Genomic DNA, 22,614 nt, shown 5'->3' on the forward strand with positions numbered 1-22,614 from the left:
AGCCTCAGCTCGAACACCGGATCGCCTACGCCGTCGACTACGCCTTGGAGAGATAGATGGAGCGTCCCGCCTGGGCCCCTCGGAGCATTGACATCTCAGTGCCGAGCGTGTCCCGGATCTACGACTACTACCTGGGCGGTTCGCACAACTTCGAGGTCGACAGGGAAGCGGCCCGCAAGGCCATGGAGTTCATGCCGGGACTTCCCAAGATCATGCAGGCGAACCGGGCGTTCATGCGCCGCGCGGTGCGCTTCGCGGCCGACGAGGGCATCACCCAGTTCCTCGACATCGGCTCGGGCATCCCGACCTTCGGCAACGTCCATGAGATCGCCCAGGCGTCCAGGCCCGGCGCGCACGTCGTGTACGTCGACAACGATCCCGTGGCCGTCGCGCACAGCCAGGCCGTCCTGGAAGGCAACGAGCACGCCGACGTCCTCGCCGCCGACCTGCTCAAGCCCCGGGAGATCCTGGCGAGTTCCCAGGTTCAGCGGCTGATCGACCTGAACCGGCCGGTCGCCCTGCTGCTCGTTGCCATACTTCACTTCGTGGAGGACGCGGACGACCCGTACGAGGCGGTGGCCGAGCTGCGCGACGCGCTCGCGCCGGGCAGCCTGCTCGTCCTCACGCACGCCTCGTACGAGGGAATCCCGCTACCTCGGGAACAGGCCGAGGGCACGGTCGACGTGTACAAGAACATCCGCAACCCGCTGATCATGCGCTCGCGCGAGGACATCGCGCGGTTCTTCGAGGGGTACGACATGGTGGAACCGGGACTGGTGCCGATGCCGGACTGGCGGCCGGACACGGCACCCGAGGACGAGGATCCGTTCTCCTTCTCCGGGTTCGCCGGCGTGGGGCGCACGGCGTGACCGCCGAGCCGGACGGGCCGGAGGACAGACTCCGCAGATTCGCGACGATCTGGAGCCGGGCGGTCTTTCCGGTCACCTCGACGTCGCTGACCAGGCCGGAGTTCGAGGATCAACTCATGCCGCTCGCCCGGCGGTTGAGCAGGGCGCTGCTGGCGAGGACCTTCGAGGCCGCCGAGGGCCAGGCAGTCGGTGCCGCGCTCATCGAGGCGCACTGCACCGACCCTGAGGCGCTCAGCCGCACCCTCGACTGCGTCGACGCCTATCTGGTGCTCTACTGCGGCGAGGACGGACCCCAGGAGGCGCTGCGGACCCGCTCAGCGCGGTTGCAGCACGCCATGGCTGCCGGGTTCGCACAGGCGCTGCGGGAGCGGACGCTGGCCGAGCAGGAGGCCATCTCCCGGGCCGCCATGAGCGCGCGCAGCCTGGTGGCGGAGGCGCTGCACGCGAGTGAGGCCCGCTTCCGCGCGGTGTTCGAAGGCGCGGCCATAGGAATCGGCATCGCCGACCTCGAGGGCAACATCCTTCAGGTCAACGGCGCGTTGCTGCGGATGTTCGGCGGCTCCGAGCAGTCGATGCGCGGCCGCAGGGTCCAGGAGTGGACGCACCCCGACGACGCTCCGCAAGTGTGGCCGCTGTACGAGGAGTTGGTACGCGGCGAGCGCGAGCACTACCACGTCGAAAAAGCCTTCTACCGTCCCGACGGCACAGCCCTGTGGACCAACCTGACGGTCTCTCTGCTGCGTGACGCGGACGGGCGGCCGCAGTACCAGCTCGCGCTCATGGAGGACACCACCGAGCGGCGGCTGCTCAATCTGCGGCTGCGCTACGAGGCCACGCACGACGCGCTCACCGGACTGCCCAACCGGACCCTGTTCTTCGAGCGGCTGGAGAAGGCGCTGTCCGCCGGCGAGGGCCAGCGTTTCGGGCTCTGCTATCTCGACCTCGACGGCTTCAAGACCATCAACGACAGCCTCGGGCACGCGGCCGGCGACCGGCTGCTCGTCGAGGTCGCCGACCGCCTGCAGTCCTGCGCGACGGCTCCCGGCGAGATGGTCGCCCGGCTCGGCGGCGACGAGTTCGTGGCGCTGACCACCGGCACCGACACCGAGCGCGAGGTCGACGAACTCGCCGGGCGCATCATGAACGCGCTGGTCACGCCGATCAGCATCGACGGGCGTGACCTGACCGTGCGCGGCAGCATCGGCGTCGTCGAGGGTCCCGCGGGGGAACGCGGCCCCGCGGAGGTGCTGCGGAGTGCGGACATCACCATGTACCGGGCCAAGTCCGCGGGCGGCAACCGCTTCGAGCTCGCCGACCCCGAGGCCGACGCGCGCGCCATCACCCGGCACGGGCTCACCACCGCGCTCCCGGCCGCACTGGACCGGGGCGAGTTCTTCATCGAGTACCAGCCCCTCGTCCACCTCGGCGACGGCAGCGTCCGCGGCGCCGAGGCGCTGGTGCGCTGGCTGCACCCGCAGCACGGCGTCCTCGGCCCCGACCGGTTCATCCCGCTCGCCGAGCACACCGGACTGATCGTGCCGCTCGGCCGCTGGGTCCTGGAGCAGTCGGTCCGCCAGGCCCGCCTCTGGCAGGAACGACACGCCGACGCCGGGCCACTGCGCATCAACGTCAACCTGTCGCCGTGCCAGCTGACCCACCCGGGCCTCGTCCAGGACACGGTCGACATCCTGGAGCGGTCCGGGCTCGCCGCGGACGCGCTGTGCCTGGAGGTCACCGAGTCCGCGCTGATCGGCGCAGACGACGACCTCCTCAAGCCGCTGCGCCGCCTGGCCGAGATGGGCGTCGACATCGCCCTCGACGACTTCGGTACGGGCTACTCCAACCTCGCCAACCTGCGCCGCCTCCCGGTCAGCATCCTCAAGCTCGACCGGTCCTTCACCCAGAGCATGCAGCAGTTCCCCGCGGACCCGGTCGACCTGAAGATCGTCGAAGGCATCGTCACCCTCGCCCACAGCCTCAACCTCGCGGTCACGGTCGAGGGCGTGGAAACCGGCGCCCAGGCCGAACAGCTGCGGATACTGGGCTGCGACACGGCCCAGGGCTGGTACTACGCCCGCCCGGGCCCGCCGGAGCGGCTGCACGACCTGGCGTTGGTGGACGCGGTCGGCTGAGCGCTCCCACGCGGCGGGGCCTCCCGGAAGGGAGGCCCCGCCGGACCGGGCCGGACCTCGTCACCCGCCCGGCGGACGGGGCGCCCGTTGCCGGAACGCCTCGCGCGCCCGGCCCTTCGTGTGTCTCACTGGTAGAACGCACCTCTCTCAGATGGAGCCGAGGACCGGATGAGCACGGAACTTCAGGGCAGGACCGCCGTCGTCACCGGAGCCAGCAAGGGCATCGGTTTCGCGATCACCGAGGCGCTGGCCGAAGCGGGCGCGACGGTGATCGCCGGCTCCCGCGGCACGTCCCCGGGCCTCGACGCGCTGGTCGACAAGGGACACGTCACCTGGGTGCCGGTCGACCTCGCCGAACCCGGTGCCGCAGGGCGGCTGGTCGAGGCGGCGGGCGGGCGGATCGACGTCCTGGTCAACAACGTGGGTACGGCCCCCGCCCGCACCGGCGGCTTCCTGTCGGTGACCGACGAGGAGTGGCGGCGCACCGTCGACCTGAACCTGCTCACGGCCGTACGGGTCACCCGTGCGGCGCTGCCGTCGATGCTGGCCGCCGGGCATGGCTCGATCGTGACGATCGCCTCGGTCAACGCGACTCTGCCCGACCCCCTCGTCATCGACTACAGCGCGGGCAAGGCCGCCCTGGTCGCGTTCTCCAAGGCGCTGTCGAAGGAGGTCGGCCCGAAGGGCATCCGGGTCAACACCGTGAGCCCGGGCCCGGTGGAGACCGAGTTGTGGCTCGGCGGCGGGGGAGTGGCGGCGTCGGTCTCTGCCGCCGCCGGGCTCACCCCCGACGAGGTGGTCGCCCAGGCGTCCGGCGCGACCGTCACAGGCCGCTTCTCCAAGCCGTCCGAGATCGCCGACCTGGTCCTCTTCCTCGCAGGCGACCGAGCAAGCAACATCACGGGCAGCGACTTCATCATCGACGGCGGCCTGATCCCCACCTGGTGACGGGCCCCGCAAGGGGCGCGAGGAACTGCGCGACCAGCCACAGACAACCCGCAGACCTGGACGGCGCTGAAGTGTACGGCGCACCCAGCGGAGGGTCACCGTTCCAGCAACATCCGCTGAAGCTCCCGAGCCGCCCGAGGCGGAGCCACATCGCTGCGGTGCGCCAGCGCGATCGTCCGGTGCAGTCCGGGCCGCGCCAGCGGAGTCACCCGCAGCCCGCGCCCGGACCGGGTGGCGACCATGCGGGGCACGACGGCCACGCCGAGCCCGGCGCGGACGAAGCCCAGGACCGCGTCCATCTCGCCGCCCTCGACGGCGAAGTCGGGCTCGAAGCCCTCGGCCCGGCACGCGGCGACCGTCAGTTCGCGCAGGTCGTAGCCGTGCCGGAACATCACCAGGCGTTCGACCTCCAGATCGGAGATCCGGACGTTGCGCCGGCCTCCTCCGGGCGCGGGCGCGTCCGGCGAGGACACCACCACCAGGTCCTCGCGCAGTACCTCCACCGTGGTCAGCGCGGGCGACGGAGTGGGCAGGGGCAGGACGACCAGGGCGAGGTCGAGGGCGCCGCGTGCGAGTTCCCGTACGAGGTCATGCGAACCGCCTTCCTCGATCAGCAGCCGGATGCCCGGATAGCGGTCGTGGAAGGCGCGCAGCACGTCCGGGAGCAGTCCCGTGCACAGGCTCGGGGTCGCGCCGAGACGGACCCGGCCACTGCGCAGCTGGGCCAGCTCCTGCACCTCCTGCCGGGCCGTGTCCGCGTCGGCGAGGATGCGCCGGGCCAGCGGGAGGAGCGCCTCTCCGGCGTCCGTGAGCGTGATGTTGCCGCGCGCCCGCAGGAACAGATCCGCCCCCAACTCCCGTTCCAGCGCCTTGATCTGCTGGGAGAGCGACGGCTGCGCGACATGGACCAGGTCGGCGGCCCGGGTGAAGTGCCGGGTCTCGGCGACCGCCACGAAGTACTGGAGCTGTTGGAAGTGCACAGCAGCCACGATAGGCCATGGCTATGGAATCGAGCCGGACCATGTCTTGGACCGATCGGCCTCTCGGGACCTAGCGTGCTGTTCCATGGCTCTGGCAACGCGGACGGACCGAAAACCGTCCTTGACGCGCACCGTGTGGGACTCGTCCGTCGGCAAGAAGACCGTGATGGCCGTCAGCGGCCTGATCATGCTGATGTACCTGGTCGTCCATATGCTCGGCAACCTGAAGATCTTCTTCGGGTCGGACGAGTTCAACCACTACGCGCACTGGCTGCGCACCCTCGGTGAGCCCTTCCTGCACTACGAGTGGGCGCTGTGGATCATCCGCGTCGTCCTCGTCGTGGCCGTCGTCGCGCACGCCACCGCCGCCTACCAGCTGAGCCGCCGCGACATCAGGGCGCGCCCCAGCAAGTACGTGCACAAGAAGGCACGGGCCAGCTACGCCACCCGCACCATGCGCTGGGGCGGGATCATCCTCGGCCTGTTCATCGTCTGGCACATCCTCGACCTGACGACCGGCACCGTGCACCCGGACGGCTTCCAGTCCGGACACCCGTACCAGAACGTCATCGACACCTTCTCGACCTGGTACGGCGACACGATCTACATCGTCGCGATGCTCGCGCTCGGCCTGCACATCCGGCACGGCTTCTGGAGCGCCGCACAGACGCTCGGCGCCGGCAGCCGCTCCCGCGACCGCGCCCTCAAGACCATCGCCAACGTTCTCGCGCTGGTGCTGACGGTGGGCTTCCTCTCCGTACCCGTCGGCGTCATGACCGGATTGGTGAGCTGACCATGACCTCCTACGCAGACTTCGCGACCGGTGAGCCGGTCGTCGACGGCAAGGCCCCGCAGGGCCCGGTCAACGAACGCTGGGACACCCGCCGTTTCGAGGCCAAGCTCGTCAACCCCGCCAACCGGCGCAAGCACACGGTGATCGTCGTCGGCACCGGCCTCGCGGGCGGCTCCGCCGGCGCCACGCTCGCCGAACAGGGCTACCACGTCGTGCAGTTCTGCTACCAGGACTCGCCCCGCCGCGCCCACTCGATCGCCGCACAGGGCGGCATCAACGCCGCGAAGAACTACCGCAACGACGGCGACTCCGTCCACCGGCTGTTCTACGACACCGTCAAGGGCGGGGACTTCAGGGCGCGGGAGTCCAACGTCCACCGCCTTGCGCAGATCTCGGTCGAGATCATCGACCAGTGCGTCGCGCAGGGCGTGCCGTTCGCCCGCGAGTACGGCGGCCTCCTCGACACCCGTTCCTTCGGCGGCGTCCAGGTGTCCCGGACCTTCTACGCCCGCGGGCAGACGGGCCAGCAGCTCCTTCTCGGCGCCTACCAGGCGCTGTCGCGGCAGATCGCCGCCGGCAACATCGAAATGCACGCGCGGACCGAGATGCTCGACGTGATCGTCGTCGACGGCCGGGCGCGCGGAATCGTCGCCCGCGATCTGATCACGGGGAAGATCGACACGTACTTCGCGGACGCCGTCGTTCTGGCGAGCGGTGGCTACGGCAACGTCTTCTACCTCTCCACGAACGCGATGAACTCCAACGCGACCGCGATCTGGCGGGCGCACCGGCGCGGCGCCTACTTCGCCAACCCCTGCTTCACCCAGATCCACCCCACCTGCATCCCGCGTACCGGCGAACACCAGTCGAAGCTCACGCTGATGAGTGAGTCGCTGCGCAACGACGGCCGGATCTGGGTGCCGAAGGCGCAGGGCGACACCCGTCCCGCGAACGAGATCCCCGAGGACGAGCGCGACTACTACCTGGAGCGCATCTACCCGGCCTTCGGCAACCTCGTGCCCCGCGACATCGCCTCCCGGGCCGCCAAGAACGTGTGCGACGAAGGGCGCGGTGTCGGCCCCGGCGGCCAGGGCGTCTACCTCGACTTCGCCGACGCCATCCAGCGGATGGGCAAGGCGAAGGTCGAGGAGAAGTACGGCAACCTCTTCGACATGTACGCCCGCATCACCGCCGAGGACCCGTACACCGTGCCGATGCGGATCTACCCCGCCGTGCACTACACGATGGGCGGACTCTGGGTCGACTACGACCTCCAGACCACGATCCCCGGCCTGTTCGCGATCGGCGAGGCCAACTTCTCGGACCACGGCGCGAACCGGCTCGGTGCCTCGGCCCTGATGCAGGGCCTCGCCGACGGCTACTTCGTACTCCCGTCGACGATCAACGACTACCTCGCCCGCAACCCGCACCACGAGCAGGTCACCGACGAACACCCCCAGGTCCAGGAGGTGCTGGCCGAGACCGAGGACCGGCTGCGGCTGCTCCTCGCCGTCGACGGCGACCGCACCCCCGACTCCTTCCACCGCGAACTCGGCGAACTCATGTGGGAGTTCTGCGGCATGGCCCGCACCGAGACCGGGCTGCGCAAGGCACTTGAGCGCATCCCGCAGATCCGCGAGGAGTTCTGGCGGCGCATCAAGGTGCCCGGCACCGGCGAGGAGTTCAACCAGTCACTGGAGAAGGCCAACAGGATCATCGACTACATCGAGCTCGCCGAGCTCATGTGCCTCGACGCCCTGAACCGGTCCGAGTCCTGCGGCGGGCACTTCCGTGAGGAGTCCCAGACGCCGGACGGCGAAGCGGCCCGCAAGGACGAGGAGTTCTCGTACGCCGCCGCCTGGGAGTTCACGACCACCGGCGACGCGCCCGTCCTGCACAAGGAAGACCTGGTCTTCGAGTACGTCCACCCCACTCAGCGGAGCTACGCATGAAGCTCACCCTGCGCGTCTGGCGGCAGCGGAACGCCGACGCCGACGGAGCGATGTCCACCTACGAGGTGGACGACATCTCGGCCGACATGTCCTTCCTGGAGATGCTCGACACCCTCAACGAGGAACTCATCCTCAAGGGCGAGGACCCCGTCGCCTTCGACCACGACTGCCGCGAGGGCATCTGCGGCGCCTGCTCGCTCGTCATCAACGGCGACGCGCACGGCCCCGAGCGCACGACCTCCTGCCAGTTGCACATGCGGTCCTTCCGGGACGGCGACACGATCGACGTCGAACCGTGGCGCGCCTCGGCGTTCCCGGTCGTGAAGGACCTCGTCGTCGACCGGACGGCCTTCGACCGGATCATCCAGGCCGGCGGCTACATCACCGCCCCGACCGGCGCCGCGCCAGAGGCCCACGCGACGGCCGTCCCCAAGCCGGACGCCGACTTCGCCTTCGAACACGCCGAGTGCATCGGCTGCGGCGCCTGTGTCGCGGCCTGCCCGAACGGCGCCGTGATGCTGTTCACCTCGGCGAAGATCAACCACCTCAACGTGCTGCCGCAGGGCGCGCCCGAGCGTGAGACCCGAGTCCTCGACATGGTGGCGCAGATGGACGACGAGGGCTTCGGCGGCTGCACCCTCGCCGGAGAATGCGCGACCGCCTGCCCGAAGGGCATCCCGCTGGTTTCCATCACCAGCATGAACAAGGAGTGGCTCCGCGCGACCCGGAAGTCGGGCAAGCGGTAGCCGTACGTCGTTCGCCGTCAATGTGCGGACGGGCGGGACCGGGGGTGGTGCTCAGCCCCGGTCCCGTCTCGCGTATCCGGAGCGACGGATTCCGTAGAAGGGCTCGTTCCGGCCGTCCCCTGGCATTCAACATCCTCACATCCTGGCTCTCGGCACAGGTCACGCGTACGCCAACCGGCGTCGGAAGAACAGGAGCGCGCAGGCCGAACAGATCCGGCCTGCCACCGCTCCGCCGAACCGGCCCGTGACCAGGAGAGTGCCATGACCGGCGTTTCCACCCTCGACAGCCCCCCACTGTCGACCGCCCCCACCCGCTACACCGTGACCCTCGCCCGCGACGAGGACGACGTCCGCGCCGCACAGCGACTGCGCCACGACGTGTTCGCGGGAGAGATGGGCGCCCTGCTGACCACCCCCCAGCCGGGTCTCGACATCGACGCCTTCGACGCGTACTGCGATCACCTCATGGTCCGTGACACGGTGACCGGTCAGGTCGTCGGAACCTACCGGCTGCTGCCGCCCGAGCGGGCCGCGGTCGCCGGACGCCTGTACTCGGAGAACGAGTTCGACCTCGGCCCGCTGGCCGGAATCCGCTCCGGGCTCGTCGAGGTCGGCCGCTCCTGCGTGCACCCCGACCACCGCGACGGCGCCGTCATCGGTCTCATCTGGGCCGGGATAGCGCGCTACATGGTCGAGGGCGGCCACGAGTGGCTGGCGGGCTGCTGCTCCATCCCGCTCGCCGACGGCGGCGCGCTCGCCGCGGGCACCTGGGACCGCGTCCAGGCCAAGCACCTGGCGCCCGAGGAGTACCGCGTACGGCCGCTGCTGCCCTGGAGCGCCGAGGGCATCGCCCGTCCCGCGCGCACGGAGCTCCCCCCGCTGCTGCGCGGCTATCTGCGGCTCGGCGCCTGGGTGTGCGCGGAGCCCGCGCACGACGCCGACTTCGGCGTCGCCGACCTGTACGTGCTGCTGTCGATGCGCAACGTCAACCTGCGCTATCTGCGGCACTTCCTCTCGCTCGTACCGGCCTGATGAACGCCTCCCGCACCGGCGTCCTGGGCGCCACTCGCAACGGGGTCATCCGCGCGTCCCGCGTGGGCGTGATACTGCGCCCTCGCCGCGACACGGCGGCGCTCGTCAACCCGGGTGTCGCCACGGCGTCCTTCCCGACCGCCACCACAAAGGTGCCGTCGCCGCGCCGCGTCGGCGTGCGGCCGGTCGCGTTCCGGCCCGTCCAGACGTCCACCAGCGCCTGGCTGCCCAGCGCACCGTGCACCCCGCGCCTCTGCCTGGAGTCCACGGGGTCCATGGCCGGCGTGCCGCGCGCCGTACTGCGGCTGGCCACCCTCCTGTTCGTGCTCGCCTTCGGGATCGTGCTGATCCCGGTCGTCGGACGGATTCCGGCCGCGCCGCGCGACCGCCTCATCAGGACGTGGTGCCGGACCATCGTGCGTGCCGCGGGCGTGCGCCTGCGGATCACCGGCGCCGCCCCGCCCGCCGGCGGCCTGCTGGTGGTCGCCAACCACATCTCCTGGATGGACATCCCGCTGCTCGCCGCCGTCCGTCCCGGCCGCATGATCGCCAAGGCCGAGATCCGGCAGTGGCCAGTGGCAGGCGCGCTGACCGCGAGCAGCGGCGCGCTGTTCATCGAACGCGACCGGCTGCGCGCACTGCCGCAGACGGTCGCGCGGATCGCGGACACCCTCCGCGACGGGTCCACGATGGTGGTGTTCCCAGAGGGCAGCACATGGTGCGGACGGGCACAGGGGTACTTCCGCCGGGCCGTCTTCCAGGCCGCCCTCGACGCCGGCGTGCCGGTCCAGCCGGTACGCATCCACTACCGGCAGGACGGGGGAGCGGCGAGCACCGCGCCCGCGTTCGTCGGAAGCGATTCCCTGCTCACCTCGGTGTGGCGGGTCGTGTCGGCCCGCTCCCTGGTCGCGGAGCTGGACGTGCGGCCCGTACTCGCACCGGGCGACCACGCCGACCGCCGCGACCTGGCCCACGCCGCGCAAGGAGGGCTGCGGTCACCGGGCCCGCACGCACACCCTTACGGGGCCTGAGGCAGCGCGCGGGCGAGATAGGGAGCCGTCGTGCTCCCCTCCGCCCGTGCCACCTCGGCCGGCGGCCCCGCCGCGACGATCCGGCCGCCCGCGTCACCACCACCCGGACCCAGATCGATCACCCAGTCCGCGCCCGCGACCACCGCCATGTCGTGTTCGACGACCACGACGGTGTGGCCCGCGTCGACCAGACCGTGCAACTGGCGCAGCAGCACCTCGACATCGGCCGGATGCAGCCCGCTCGTCGGCTCGTCGAGGAGATAGAGCGTGTGACCACGGCGCACCCGCTGCAACTCGCTGGCCAGCTTGATCCGTTGGGCCTCGCCGCCCGACAACTCGGTCGCGGGCTGGCCCAGTCGCAGATAGCCGAGCCCGACATCGAGGAGCGTGGCCAGGCTGCGCGCGACGGCGGGCGTGTCCGTGTCCGCGAAGAACTCCGCCGCGGCCTCCACCGTCAGGTCCAACACCTGGCCGATGTTCCGTCCGCGATACGTCACTTCGAGCGTCTCGGGGTTGTAGCGCGCCCCGCCGCAGTCCGGGCACGGCGTGTACGTGCTCGGCAGGAAGAGCAGCTCCACGCTGACGAACCCCTCGCCCTGGCAGGTCTCGCAGCGCCCGCCCGCGACATTGAAGGAGAAGCGCCCCACACCGTAACCACGCCTCTGCGACTCCTCCGTCGCGGCGAACACCTTGCGTACGACGTCGAAGAGACCCGTGTACGTCGCCAGATTCGAGCGCGGGGTACGGCCGATGGGCTTCTGGTCGACGGACACGAGCCGGCCGACGCCCGCCAGATCCTCCGTCACCTCGCCGATGAGCGTGGACTTGCCGGAGCCGGACACACCGGTGACCGCGGTGAACACACCGAGCGGGAACTCGGCCGTGACCCCGCGCAGGTTGTGCCGGGTGACCGGACCGACCTTCAACTGGCCGCGCGGCGCCCGCACTTCACGCACCGGCGCGGGTGAGCGGTCGAAGAGGAAACGGGCGGTCGCCGACTCCTCGACCTCGGCCAGACCGGCCACCGGACCGCTGTGCAGCACCTGTCCGCCGTGCTCGCCCGCGTGCGGGCCCACGTCGACGATCCAGTCGGCGCCGCGGACGACATCGAGATGGTGCTCCACGACGAACACCGAGTTGCCGGCCGACTTCAGCCGGTCCAGGACCGTGAGGAGGGCCTCCGTGTCCGCCGGGTGCAGCCCGGCGGACGGCTCGTCGAGGACATACACGACTCCGAAGAGACCGGACCGCAACTGCGTTGCCAGCCGCAGCCGTTGCAGCTCGCCCGCGGAGAGGGTGGGGGTGGCGCGGTCGAGACTGAGATAGCCGAGGCCGAGTTCGAGGACGGGCGCGATACGGGCCTTCAGATCCTCGGTGAGGACGTGGGCGGGTTCGGAGTCGGCCGTGAGTGACCTGGCCAGCTCGGTCAGCGGAAGCGCGGCCAGTTCGGCGATCGTCCGCCCGGCGAACGTCACGGCCAGCGCCTCGGGACGCAGCCGGCTGCCACCGCACACCGGGCAGGGCTCGCTGGTGAGGAAGCGCTCGGCCCTGGCCCGCAAGGTCTGGCTCTTCGAATCGGAGAACGTCTTCATGACATAGCGTCGGGCGCTCATGTACGTGCCCTGGTAGGGGCGTTGGATCCGTCCCGCGTCCCGTACCGGATGCACGGTGACGACCGGCTGCTCGTCCGTGAACAGGATCCACTCCCGTTCCTCGGCGGGCAGTTCGCGCCACGGCAGGTCCACGTCGTGCCCCAGCGTGTCCAGGACATCGCGCAGGTTCTTGCCCTGCCAGGCGCCCGGCCACGCGGCGATCGCGCCCTCACGGATCGACAGCGAGGGATCCGGGACCAGCGACTCCTCGGTCGTACGGTGGACTCGACCGAGTCCGTGGCACTCCGGGCACGCACCGGCCGCAGTGTTCGGCGAGAAGGCGTCCGAGTCGAGGTGTTCCGCACCGTCCGGGTAGTCGCCCGCGCGCGAGAACAGCATCCGCAGGGAGTTGGAGAGGTTGGTGACCGTGCCGACGGACGAGCGTGAGGTGGGCGCCGAGCGGCGCTGCTGGAGCGAGACCGCGGGCGGCAGACCGGTGATGTCCCCGACCTTCGGCGCTCCGACCTGGTGGATCAGGCGGCGGGCGTACGGGGCGACCGACTCGAAGTACCGGCGCTGGGCCTCCGCGTAGATCGTCCCGAAGGCCAGCGAGGACTTGCCGGAGCCGGAGACGCCCGTGAAGACCGCCAGGACGTCGCGCGGGATGTCGACGTCCACGCCCTGGAGGTTGTGCTCGCGGGCGCCCCGGACGCGGACGTAGGAGTCGTGAAGGCCGTTCGGTGTGGACATCGGCGGGACTCCCGTGAGCGTTGCGGCAAACCCCACGATTCTAGGTCGAGGCGAGTCCCGCGACCCGGGCGAGCCTCCGGTAGGAGTCCAGGAGGGCGTCCCGGTCGTACGTACTGGTCGTGACCAGCACCTCCTGCGCGCCGGTCTCCTTGATCACCGTCTCCAGTTCATGGGCGACCTGCTCCTCGGTGCCCGCGATGTGCCCGGTCAGGCCGGACTCGTAGAAGCCCCGCTCCTTGGTGGTCATGGTGAGGCCCTCGACGCGCTCGGCGGGCGGCAGCGGCGGGAACGTGCCGTGGGTGCGGGAGTACGCCATCGACCAGGCCTCGGGGAGGAGCAGGCGGCGGGCGTCCTCCGGGGTCGCGGCCACCGCGACCGTGCCGGAGATGACGACGTACGGCTCCCGGGCCCAGACGGAGGGGCGGAACGTCTCGCGGTAGTGATCGATACCGCGCCGCATCCTGTCCCGGTTCCGGAGGTCGCCGATGACCATGGGCAGGCCTGCCCGCGCCGCGATCGTGGCGCCCTCTCCCATGGCGAGGACGAAGGGCGGCACGGTCAGGCCTTCGGAGGGGCGGGCGTGCGCCCCGGTCGACGACGTCCCGCGGAACCAGCCGAGCAGTTCGGCGAGCTGCGCCGCGAAGTCATCGGCGTCGTCCTTGTCCCGGCCGAGCGCCTTGCGCACGCCGTCCGTGAAGCCGACGGAACGGCCGAGTCCCATGTCGATCCGGCCGGGGAACAAGGACTCCAGGACTCCGAACTGCTCGGCCACGACCAGCGGTTGGTGGTTCGGCAGCATCACACCGCCGGTGCCGACCCGGATCCTGCGGGTGGCGGCGGCGACCGCGGCGGCCAGCACGGTCGGCGCGGACCCGGCGACTCCGGGGACGCCGTGGTGTTCCGACACCCAGAGGCGGTGGTAGCCGAGCGCCTCCAGGTCCTGGGCCAGCCGCACGGTGTCGCGCAGAGCCTCGGGAGCGTCGTGGCCCTCGCGGGTACGGGAGCGGTCGAGCACGGAGAAGCGGACGGCTTCGGCGTGGGGCCCCGGTGAGGGGGCCTGCTGGTGCGGGCTCGGCATGGGTGCTCCGGTGGAGATCGGTCGCTGTCGTCTCCACCGTCAACCACGGATCTCCTCCGGTGCTTCCCCGGTCCCGTCCCCGGTCCCGCGGCGGTCAGGGCCGGGGCTCGGCTGCCAGGAGCTGCGTCGACGCGAGTTCCCGGTAGAGCTCGTCGTCGTCGACGAGGGAGTGGTGGGTGCCGATCGCGCGGACGTCGCCGTGTTCCAGGACCACGATCTGGTCGGCCTCGGTCACCGTGGACAGCCGGTGCGCGATCAGGAGGACCGTGCACCGTCCGGCGGTGCGGCCGATCAGTTCGCTCAGTGCCTGCTCGTTGCGGGCGTCGAGCTGGGCCGTCGCCTCGTCGAGCAGCAGCACCTCAGGGCGGCGCAGCAGGGCGCGGGCGATGGCGAGGCGCTGCCGCTCACCGCCGGACAGCGTGACGCCGCGCGGGCCCACCGCCGTGTCCAGGCCCATGGGCAGGCGGGCGACCAGGCCGTCGAGGCGGGTGACCGCCAGGGCCTCGGCCAGCTGCTCGGCGGTGGCCGAGGGCGCGGCGTACAGCAGGTTCTCGCGGAAGGTGCCGGCCATCACCGGGGAGTCCTGCTCGACGTACGCGATACGGCGTCGCACCTCGCCCCGGGGAAGGGTGGAGATGTCCTGGCCGCCGATCCTGATGGTGCCGGCGGTCGGCTCGTAGAAGCGCTGGAGGAGGGAGAAGAGGGTTGTCTTGCCCGCGCCGGACAGGCCGACCAGCGCGGTCTGGGTGCCGCCGGGGACGGTGAAGCTCACGCCCCGCAGGGCGGGGGCGCGGCCGGGGTAGGTGAACTCGACCCCGGTCAGCTCGATGTCCGGGGGTGGGCCGGAGACGGTGGCGGCCGGGGAGCCGGAGACGGCCGGGGAGTCGATGTCGTCCTCGACCGGCAGTCCGGCGGCCTCCTGGATCCTGCCCACCGCGCCCAGTCCCTGCTGGAGCTGGGCGGCGCCGCCGACGAGCTGGGAGACCGGGATCGCCAGGAAGAACACGTACAGCAGGAAGGCGATCAGCTCGGAGACGGACATGGTGCCGTTCGCGACGAAGGCGCCGCCGACACCGAGCACCACGAGGAACGCGGTCTGGATGGAGGCGCCGCCGACCATGGCGACCAGGGCGCTGTAGCGGGCGCCGACGAGCCCGGCCGCGTACGCCTCGTCGACCGCAGCCTCGGCGGCACGCGTCTCGCGGCCCTCGGCGCCGTTGGCCTTGACCGTGCGGGCCGCGCCGAGGGTGCGGTCGAGAACGGCGCCGACCGCGCCGACGGACGTCTGGGAACGGGCCACCGCCGCCTTGATCCGGGGCAGGATCATCGTGATCACGATGCCCACCAGGGCCAGGACCAGCATGGTGATGCCCAGGAGACGGGCGTCCAGCGTCGCCATCATGATCAGGGTCCCGGCGAAGGTCAGTACGCCGTTGACGGTCATGATGAGGCCCTCGGTGGCGGCGCTCTTGAGCAGCGTGCTGTCGGAGGTGACGCGGGCGATGAGGTCGCCGGGCGCCCGCTGGTCGAGCTCGGAGACCCGCAGCCGGATCAGCCGGTGCACCAGGCCCGTCCTGACCTGACGGACCACCCGCTCCGAAGTCCTCTGCTGGAGCCAGGCGTTGACCCCGGTGAGCAGGGCGCCGGCCGCCAGGAAGGCGGCGAGCAGTGCGACCGGTGCGGACACATCGGCGCCCTTGTCGAGGCGGTCCAGGATCGCCTGGGCGAACTTCGGCTGGACCAGGCCCGCGACGCTGGATAGGAGAGTGAGGACGAGTGAGAGGAGCAACACCCGCCAATGCGGCCTGGCGTAGCCGATCAGGGCGGCCAACGTGCCGACGGGGGCGTCTGGTTGGGAGACGGGCGTGCTCGGTCGGGCGGCGGCCGTGCTGTTCTCGGTCATGCGCCTCGTACTCCGGTCGAGGCCGACACGGCCGGTACGGTTTCGAGCCGGGTCGCGGCGGCCGTGCTGCCGCCCGCCGCCCGGAAGGACTCCCCGATCGCCTCGGCCGCCTTGCGGTACCCGCCCGCCGGATCGAGCACGGCCTCGACCGCGGCAGCGATCTTCGCCGCGTCGGCCCGCCCGAAGCGCAGCCGCACCCCGGCGCCCGCCTCGACGACCTGAGCGGCCACGATCGGCTGGTCGTCCCGGATGGGGGCGACGACGAGGGGGACGCCGTGCCACAGCGCCTCGCAGACGGTGTTGTGGCCCGCGTGGCAGACGACGGCGTCGAGCCGTTCCAGCAGGGCGAGTTGAGGCACGTGTGGGCGTACGAGGATGTTCTCGGCGACCGGGCCTTCGACGACCCCGCCGGGATCGACGAGCACGGCGCGCACCCGGTCCGCCATCCCGGCGAGCGCCGCGACGGCCGTGTTGAGGAAGCGGGCTCCCGCGTCCGTGTTGGCGGTGCCCAGGCTGACGAGGACGGTGGGCAGCGCGGACGCGTCCAGCCAGGCCCACGGAAAGTCGTCGGGACGCGCCGGGCGGGCGGCCACGGACGGGCCCACCAGCCAGACCCGGTCCGGGAGTTCGGCCGGACCGAGCAGTGCGCGCGTGGTGTACGCGAGCACACCGTGCGGCGAGAAACGGGGATCGGACTCGCCCGCGCCGCCCGCGATCCGTCCGCGCAGTTCCGCCAGCAGTCCGTCCAGCCAGGCCGCGACCTTGGGCATGCCGGCCAGCGGGTCGACCAGTTCGGCGGAGGTGGTGGCCGAGGTCACCCAGGTCAGCCCGAGGGACTCGGCGATCAGCGCGCCCGCCACCGCCTGCTGGTCGGTGACGACGAGATCGGGACCGTACGCCTCGATCGCCGCGCGCCCCCCGGGCGCCATCGCGTCCGCGAGCGGTATCAGGAAGCTCTCCCAGAGGAACTGGAAGGCGGCAGGGCCCTTGAGCTCGGCGGGCCGGGACGGCGCGCCCTCGGGCAGCCCGCACGGGAAGACGACGGCGTCGGGGCCCGCGAGGCTCCGGACGAGCTCGGGGTGCCCGGCCCAGGCGATGTCGTGCCCGCGGGCCGCGAGGGTCGCCGCGGTGCCCACCGCCGGGTTGACGTGCCCGACGAGCGGAGGCACCACGAACAGGAATCTGCCCATCTAGCGGGCCTCCCGCAGGGCGCGCGTCTCCTGGCCGAACAGCCAGTCGCGCACCAGGTCGTACGTCTCCTTGGTGGCCTCCACCATGACGGAGTGGCCCCGGTCGGGCAGGACGACCGTGTGGCAGTCCGCCAGCCGGGCTTCCAGCGGGCCGGCCTGTGCGGCGAGCACCGACGCGCCGCCGAAGAGGGCGAAGACGGGGCAGCGGATCGCGGACAGGTCCTCGTCGATGAGGCGGCTCTGCGGGATCTCCTGGGCGACGGTGGTCTCGTCGAGCATCTTTCCGGCCGCCCGGAACGGCCGGGTGTTGCGCTCGCCCGGGTTCTCCCGCAGCCACTCGGTGACCCGCTCGATCACCAGGTCGCCCTCCACCAGGCCCGCGTACATGCTCTCCTGCCAGGACCGCGCCGGCGGTTCGCCCTCGATGGCGACGACACTGGCGACCCGCTCGGGGTGCGCGGCTGCCATGGCGTACGCGACGGCACAGCCGAAGGAGTTGCCGACCAGGTGCACCGGACGGTCGACCGCCAGCGCGTCGAGCAGTTCGTCGAGGTCGGTGACGAAGTCCTCCATGAGGTAGCCGGTCGGCGGCCGGGAGGTCTTGCCGTGCCCGCGCAGGTCGTACATGACGACGTCCATGCCCTCCTCGGCGAGCCGCGGGGCCAGGCTGAAGTAGTAGCTGGCGAGGCTGTCGATGAGCAGGCCGTGGATGAGGACGACGACGGGGCGCGGCGCGTCACCGGTGTGGCCGAGGCGCTGGACGTGGACGTCGAGTCCGTTCACCCGGATCGTCGCCACGGTCAGCCCACCTCCGCGACGGCGAGCGAGCCCACCACGTAGCCGACGAGGTCGCCGACGGTCAGCGCGATGATCTCCTCAAGGCCGCGGTCGGCTATGAACGCGGCGAAGTTGACGCGCTCGCCGTAGTACTCGCGCAGCTGCGCCGAGAGCGTGACGAGGTCGATGCTCTCCAGCTCCAGGTCGTCGTGGAACGACGTCTCCAGGCCGATCTCGGAGTCGTCGAGCCCGTACTCCTCCAGGACCGTGCGCAGGATGGCCGAGATCTCCGCGAGTACGGTCGCCTCGTCCGGGGCCGACCGGGGTGCGGCGCCTTCGAGTTCAGTGGTCATCTTCGTTCTCCTGATCGTTGACGGCCGTCCAGGCCACGACGTACTCCTTGCCGGGGTGGCCGGACGGCTGGGGGGCGGTCAGCTCACAGTGCCGGACGCGGTACTCCTCGCCCGCGGCACGGACGGTCAGCAGGGTGCCGTCGGCCGCGGTGATCTCGAACTGCTTTGGCTCGCCGCCGAGTCCGGTGCCGCGCGCCTTCGCGACGGCTTCCTTGGCGGCCCAGAACCGGGTGAACCAGAGCGTTTCGGCGGTCTCTCCCGTGAGCGCGCGGAGCAGTTCGCGTTCGCGCGGGGTGAGGGCGACGGCGAGCGTGCCCTCGGGGCGGTCGGTGATCTCCTCGATGTCGATGCCGCAGGGCCCGTCGGTCCTGGCCATCGCCACGGCGGTCTCGCCGCGGTGGGCGAGGGAGACGTGCAGCGCGGGCAGGGTCCTGCCGTAGCCGCCGGTGACGAAGGGGCGGCCCGCCGGGTCGTTGCCCACCCGCACCTCGGCGGGGAAGACCGGACCCGCACCGCCGTCCCACATCAGATGGCGCACCGTGTCCTTGACGGCGATCCGCCCGAGCAGCCACTGCCGTCGGCCGCGGGGGGCGTGCGCCGCGTACTGTTCGCGCTCCTCGCCCGCCAGGATGTTCCGCATGATCAGTTCACGGGTGGCCAGATCGGGCCACTCCTCGTGGACCAGCGCCCAGCCGCCGGGCTGCATCAGGGACAGGGTGTGCAGTTCGGGCTCCCGGTCCATCGCGCGGATACGCGGATTGCTGTCGAAGCGCCGGTCCTGCCAGCCGGTGAACTCCGCCCACACCCGCCCCCGTTGGACCAGTTGCATATCCGCTTCGAGCATGGCGTCGGTGACGGACGTGATCTTGATCAGGCATTCCAGCGGTTCGCCGGGGGCGGGCTGCGGTCCGTGGAAGCGGATCTCCTTCATACCGACGGGGAACACGGTGGTGCGGACCGGGAGACTGGACATGATCCAGTAGCCGAGCAGCTGCCCCACGTTGTCGAGCAGCGCGCCCGGCGCCGGCGGGGTGACGAGAACGCCACGCACATGCCGGTCCCCGATCGCCGTCAGCTCGCTCACGCCCTGGAACCGCGGGCCGTGGAACATCCAGCGGCGGGTGTACAGCTCCGCCGCGGTCAGGTCGGGCTTCCGCTCCAGCGCGGCGGGGAAGGTCCAGGGAGCGGCCGGCGCGAACTGCCCGTGTTCGGCGGCGAGTTCGACGACGGCCCGCGCGTGTGAGCCGAGCGAGGCGGTGACCCGGTCCGGGTGGTCCGGGCCCTCGGGCACGATCCGTACCGGGATCTCGACCGCCGGAGTGGCGGTCACCCACTGATGCAGCCCTACGTCGTGGACGGCCACCGCGTGCCGACCGGGTGCGGCCCGCTCCGCGAAGTCCATGAGGTGGGCGATCACCGTGGTGCCGGGGACGACGGGCCAGCTGTCGGCCGGTTCGGCCTGGGCGGGCTGCTTGAAGAAGCAGTGGTCCAGGAGGTACGGCATGGTGTCGACGGAGACCTGGAGGGTGGCTTCCAGGGGGCGGAGTGGACGGGGCCGCGTATCCGGTTCGGTGGGGGTTCGCGAGGCGGTGATGCTCGGCGGGCCCGGGCGACGCCTGAGGCGGCTCGCCGTCACCACGTCCGAGGCGAGTGCGGTCGCGTCACGCAGCAGAGCGGACAACTCCGCTCCCAGTGCGCCCTGTTCGCCGAGTTCGGCCGTGTTCAGGCTCGCTTCCGGGTCGGGCGTACGGTGCCGGGTCAGCGCGGCGCCCACCTGGCTGCGCGTCTTTGCGTCCAGGGAGACCGTCGCGCTCCCGAGGTCCAGCTTGATCGGACGGCGCCGCACCACAGGAGCCGCGGTCTCAGGGATGCCCAGCAGCGGCGCGAGCTCCGGCGCCGCTCCGTCCGCCCACAACGCGCTTGCCACTCGGTGCAGTTGGGGAAGCCCCGCCCGATGGGGCGAGTGCGCGGGGACGACGAGGTGCTCGCGCCCGTGGAGTGTGTCGGCAATGAGCGAGCCGAGCTGTCCGGCGCCGAGCTGGACGAAGGCGCGGAAGCCCGCCGCGTACATGGTGTCGACCAGCGGTCGGAAGCGGACCGGTTCGAGTAGATGGCGGGTGAACAGGGCGCGGATCGCGGCGGGTTCGGCGGGGTACGGGGCGATGGTCGTCGCGGACCAGAGCGGCAGCCGCGCCGGGTGCAGGGAGTAGGCCTCCGCCGCCTTCCTGATCGGATCGAGATACGGCTCCAGCATCGGCGTGTGGAAGCCGGAGCGGAACGGCAGGATCTGCGAGATCACCGCCCGGGACCGGAACAGGTCGACGAGTTCTCCGACGGCGGGCTCCGGGCCGCAGATCATCGACTGGTTGGGGGAGTTGTCGTGCGAGAGCACCACGTCGCCGCGGCCGGACAGTTCCCGCAGCACCTGCTCCGCGGGCGCGCCGATCGCGGCGAAGGCAAGGCCGGGAACGCTCAGCGCGTCGGGGTCGAAACCGGCGAGGAAGGCGTCGACCTCGTCCGGTGCGTGGATCCCGGCGGCGGCCATCGCCGTCCACTCGCCGAGACTGTGTCCGGCGAGCGCGTCCGGTACGACACCGAGCCGCCGCAGCGTGGCATCCAGGAGCCGGCCGAGTTCGAAAACGCCGGTGCCCTGTCGGCCCACGTCACCCACGGTGGCGTCGGCGACGTCGGGCAGTCCGAAGTGCCGTGCGACATCCGTGGAGTTGGGGGTGAACTCGGCCTCCAGGCCGGGGAAGACGAACGCGAGCTTCCCGCCGCCGGGGCCAAGGAGCGGGCGCGGCACGAACCACACGTCGTTGCGTCCTCGCCAGCCCTTGCCCTTCGCGACCGCCTTCCGGGCCAGTGCCAGCCGCTTCGCCGTGGGCCCGACGACGGCGAGCCGCACCGGGTCCGCGCCCGTCGTGGCCGCCCGCTCGTCGAGACCGACGGCGAGGAGCGTCGCGTCGTCGCGGTCGAGGAGTGCGGCCATCGCCTCGGTCGTCGGCGCGGTCAGCCGGAGCACCCGCTCAGGCTCGTACACCTCCACCTTTGCCCTGGCCGCGACCTGTTCGAGCACCACATGCGCGTTGATGCCGCCGAACCCGAAGGCGTTCACGGCGGCGCGGCGTACGGGCTGCCGGACGTCGGTGTGCCAGGGGCGGGCGGTGCCGATCGGGGTGAACCGGGTCCGGGCCAGCGCCGGATGCGGGTCGTCGCAGTGCAACGTCGGCGGCAGCACCCCGTGGTGGACGGCGAGCGCGGCCTTGACGAGCCCGGCGACGCCCGCGGCGGGCATGGTGTGGCCGATCATCGACTTCACCGAGCCGATGACGGCGGCGGGCCGGTCCGCGGTGGCTTCCTCTGGTGGCGGCCCGAACACCTCGGCCAGCGTGGTGAGTTCGGTGCCGTCACCGGCCGGGGTGGCGGTGCCGTGCGCCTCCAGGAGCCCGATCGAGCCGGGCGCGGCGGGGTCGAGCCCGGCGGCCTCCCAGGCCTGCCGGACCGCGCGGACCTGGCCGCCCGAGTCGGGGGCCATCAGACTGGTCGTACGTCCGTCGGAGGCCACGCCGGTCCCGGTGATCGCGGCGTAGATCCGGTCGCCGTCCCGCTCGGCGTCGGCGAGGCGCTTGAGGACGACGACGCCGGTGCCCTCACCGATCAGCACCCCGTCCGCACCCTTGTGGAACGGCCGGATGCGCTCGCTCGGCGAGAGCGCCCCGAGCTGGCTGAACACACTCCAGAAGGTGATGTCGTGGCAGTGGTGCACCCCGCCCGCGAGCATCAAGTCGCAACGCCCACTGGCGAGTTCGCGCACCGCGTGGTCGACGGCGATGAGCGAGGAGGCGCAGGCGGCGTCCACGGTGTACGCGGGACCGCGCAGGTCGAGCCGGCCGGCCAGCCGCGACGCGGCGAGGTTCGGCACAAGCCCGATCGAGGACTCAGGCGCCTCCGGCCCGAGCCGGTCGGTGAACGCCTGCCGTACCGCCTCCAGTTGGTCGGAGCCCAGGTCGGGCAGCAGCTCGCCGAGGGTCCGTACGAGCTGGCTCGCGGTGCGGACCCGCTGGTCGAGCCTGACCAGACCGGGGGTCAGATAGCCGCCCCGGCCGAGCACCACGCCGACCCGGTGCCGGTCGGCGGGCAGCCGGTCCGCGCCACCCGCGTCGGCGATGGCCTGCGCGGCCACCTTCAGCGCGATGAGCTGGTCGGGCTCGGTGGCCGGCACCGCGGCCGGCATGATGCCGAACTCGGTGACGTCCACCTCGGCCAGCTCGTCCACGAAGCCGCCGCGCCGGCAGTAGACCCGGTCCGCGCGGGGCTCGGCGCCGGGTGCGTAGTGATCGTCGGCGTCCCAACGGCCCGGCGGCACCTCGGTGATGGCGTCCACGCCGGAGACCAGGTTCTGCCAGTACGTGGCGAGGTCGGGGGCGCCGGGGAAGAGCACCGACATACCGACGATGGCGATGGGCTCGGCGCGCGTTCCTGTCACGT

General features: G+C 71.6%; 16 protein-coding genes. 8 read left to right on the top strand and 8 right to left on the bottom strand.

Translation table 11 applies throughout. The annotated features are described in order from the left end of the window. Positions 1-56: 56 nt before the first annotated feature. The 3 genes from OG219_RS42530 (at position 57) to OG219_RS42540 (ending at position 3,949) form a co-directional block, all read left to right on the top strand. Positions 57-869, top strand: a complete 813-nt coding sequence (locus OG219_RS42530; protein ID WP_266835850.1) for an SAM-dependent methyltransferase — start codon at positions 57-59, stop codon at positions 867-869. Then, entirely contained in the window at positions 866-3,001 is a 2,136-nt protein-coding gene (locus tag OG219_RS42535; protein ID WP_266835851.1) for a bifunctional diguanylate cyclase/phosphodiesterase, read from the top strand. The genes OG219_RS42530 and OG219_RS42535 overlap by 4 nt, the downstream gene beginning before the upstream one ends. Positions 3,002-3,169: 168 nt before the next feature. After that, on the top strand, positions 3,170-3,949 hold the full coding sequence (locus tag OG219_RS42540; RefSeq protein WP_266835852.1) for an SDR family NAD(P)-dependent oxidoreductase: 780 nt from the start codon (positions 3,170-3,172) through the stop codon (positions 3,947-3,949). Between the two features lie 95 nt (positions 3,950-4,044). On the opposite strand, the gene OG219_RS42545 is transcribed toward OG219_RS42540, so the two are convergent. Then, entirely contained in the window at positions 4,045-4,929 is an 885-nt protein-coding gene (locus OG219_RS42545; protein ID WP_266835853.1) for a LysR family transcriptional regulator, read from the bottom strand. A 121-nt stretch (positions 4,930-5,050) separates the two neighbouring features. On the opposite strand from OG219_RS42545, the gene OG219_RS42550 reads away from it, so the two are divergent. From OG219_RS42550 to OG219_RS42570, 5 genes are all read left to right on the top strand, one after another. Next, the gene (locus tag OG219_RS42550; RefSeq protein ID WP_266836425.1) at positions 5,051-5,722 is read left to right on the top strand and encodes a succinate dehydrogenase; all 672 of its coding nucleotides are present in this window, start codon (positions 5,051-5,053) and stop codon (positions 5,720-5,722) included. A 2-nt stretch (positions 5,723-5,724) separates the two neighbouring features. Then, on the top strand, positions 5,725-7,674 hold the full coding sequence (locus OG219_RS42555) for a fumarate reductase/succinate dehydrogenase flavoprotein subunit (RefSeq protein WP_266835854.1): 1,950 nt from the start codon (positions 5,725-5,727) through the stop codon (positions 7,672-7,674). Beyond that, complete coding sequence (locus tag OG219_RS42560; protein WP_266835855.1) at positions 7,671-8,420, top strand: succinate dehydrogenase/fumarate reductase iron-sulfur subunit; 750 nt, start codon at positions 7,671-7,673, stop codon at positions 8,418-8,420. Before OG219_RS42555 ends, OG219_RS42560 begins: the two co-directional genes overlap by 4 nt. A gap of 261 nt (positions 8,421-8,681) precedes the next feature. Then, a complete protein-coding gene (locus tag OG219_RS42565) occupies positions 8,682-9,452 on the top strand; it encodes a GNAT family N-acetyltransferase (RefSeq protein WP_266835856.1) in 771 nt (256 codons plus the stop codon). Beyond that, positions 9,452-10,483, top strand: coding sequence for a 1-acyl-sn-glycerol-3-phosphate acyltransferase (locus tag OG219_RS42570; RefSeq protein ID WP_266835857.1), 1,032 nt, complete (start codon positions 9,452-9,454; stop codon positions 10,481-10,483). The genes OG219_RS42565 and OG219_RS42570 overlap by 1 nt, the downstream gene beginning before the upstream one ends. On the opposite strand, the gene OG219_RS42575 is transcribed toward OG219_RS42570, so the two are convergent. The 7 genes from OG219_RS42575 to OG219_RS42605 all read right to left on the bottom strand — a co-directional run bounded on the left by OG219_RS42575 (position 10,471) and on the right by OG219_RS42605 (position 22,612). Further along, the gene (locus tag OG219_RS42575) at positions 10,471-12,825 is read right to left on the bottom strand and encodes an excinuclease ABC subunit UvrA (protein WP_266835858.1); all 2,355 of its coding nucleotides are present in this window, start codon (positions 12,823-12,825) and stop codon (positions 10,471-10,473) included. The two genes, OG219_RS42570 and OG219_RS42575, sit on opposite strands and share 13 nt — an antisense overlap. A 40-nt stretch (positions 12,826-12,865) precedes the next feature. Then, positions 12,866-13,903: an LLM class flavin-dependent oxidoreductase gene (locus tag OG219_RS42580; protein ID WP_266835859.1), complete on the bottom strand. Its 1,038-nt coding sequence runs from the start codon at positions 13,901-13,903 to the stop codon at positions 12,866-12,868. Between the two features lie 94 nt (positions 13,904-13,997). Next, entirely contained in the window at positions 13,998-15,806 is a 1,809-nt protein-coding gene (locus OG219_RS42585; RefSeq protein ID WP_266835860.1) for an ABC transporter ATP-binding protein, read from the bottom strand. Continuing rightward, positions 15,803-16,996: a glycosyltransferase gene (locus OG219_RS42590; protein ID WP_266835861.1), complete on the bottom strand. Its 1,194-nt coding sequence runs from the start codon at positions 16,994-16,996 to the stop codon at positions 15,803-15,805. The genes OG219_RS42585 and OG219_RS42590 overlap by 4 nt, the downstream gene beginning before the upstream one ends. Then, positions 16,997-17,794, bottom strand: a complete 798-nt coding sequence (locus OG219_RS42595) for an alpha/beta fold hydrolase (RefSeq protein ID WP_266835862.1) — start codon at positions 17,792-17,794, stop codon at positions 16,997-16,999. A gap of 2 nt (positions 17,795-17,796) precedes the next feature. After that, entirely contained in the window at positions 17,797-18,126 is a 330-nt protein-coding gene (locus OG219_RS42600; RefSeq protein WP_266835863.1) for an acyl carrier protein, read from the bottom strand. Continuing rightward, positions 18,116-22,612, bottom strand: a complete 4,497-nt coding sequence (locus OG219_RS42605) for a beta-ketoacyl synthase N-terminal-like domain-containing protein (protein ID WP_266835864.1) — start codon at positions 22,610-22,612, stop codon at positions 18,116-18,118. The genes OG219_RS42600 and OG219_RS42605 overlap by 11 nt, the downstream gene beginning before the upstream one ends. Between the last annotated feature and the right edge of the window lie 2 nt (positions 22,613-22,614).

Source organism: Streptomyces sp. NBC_00038, from assembly GCF_026343635.1.
Taxonomy (GTDB): domain Bacteria; phylum Actinomycetota; class Actinomycetes; order Streptomycetales; family Streptomycetaceae; genus Streptomyces.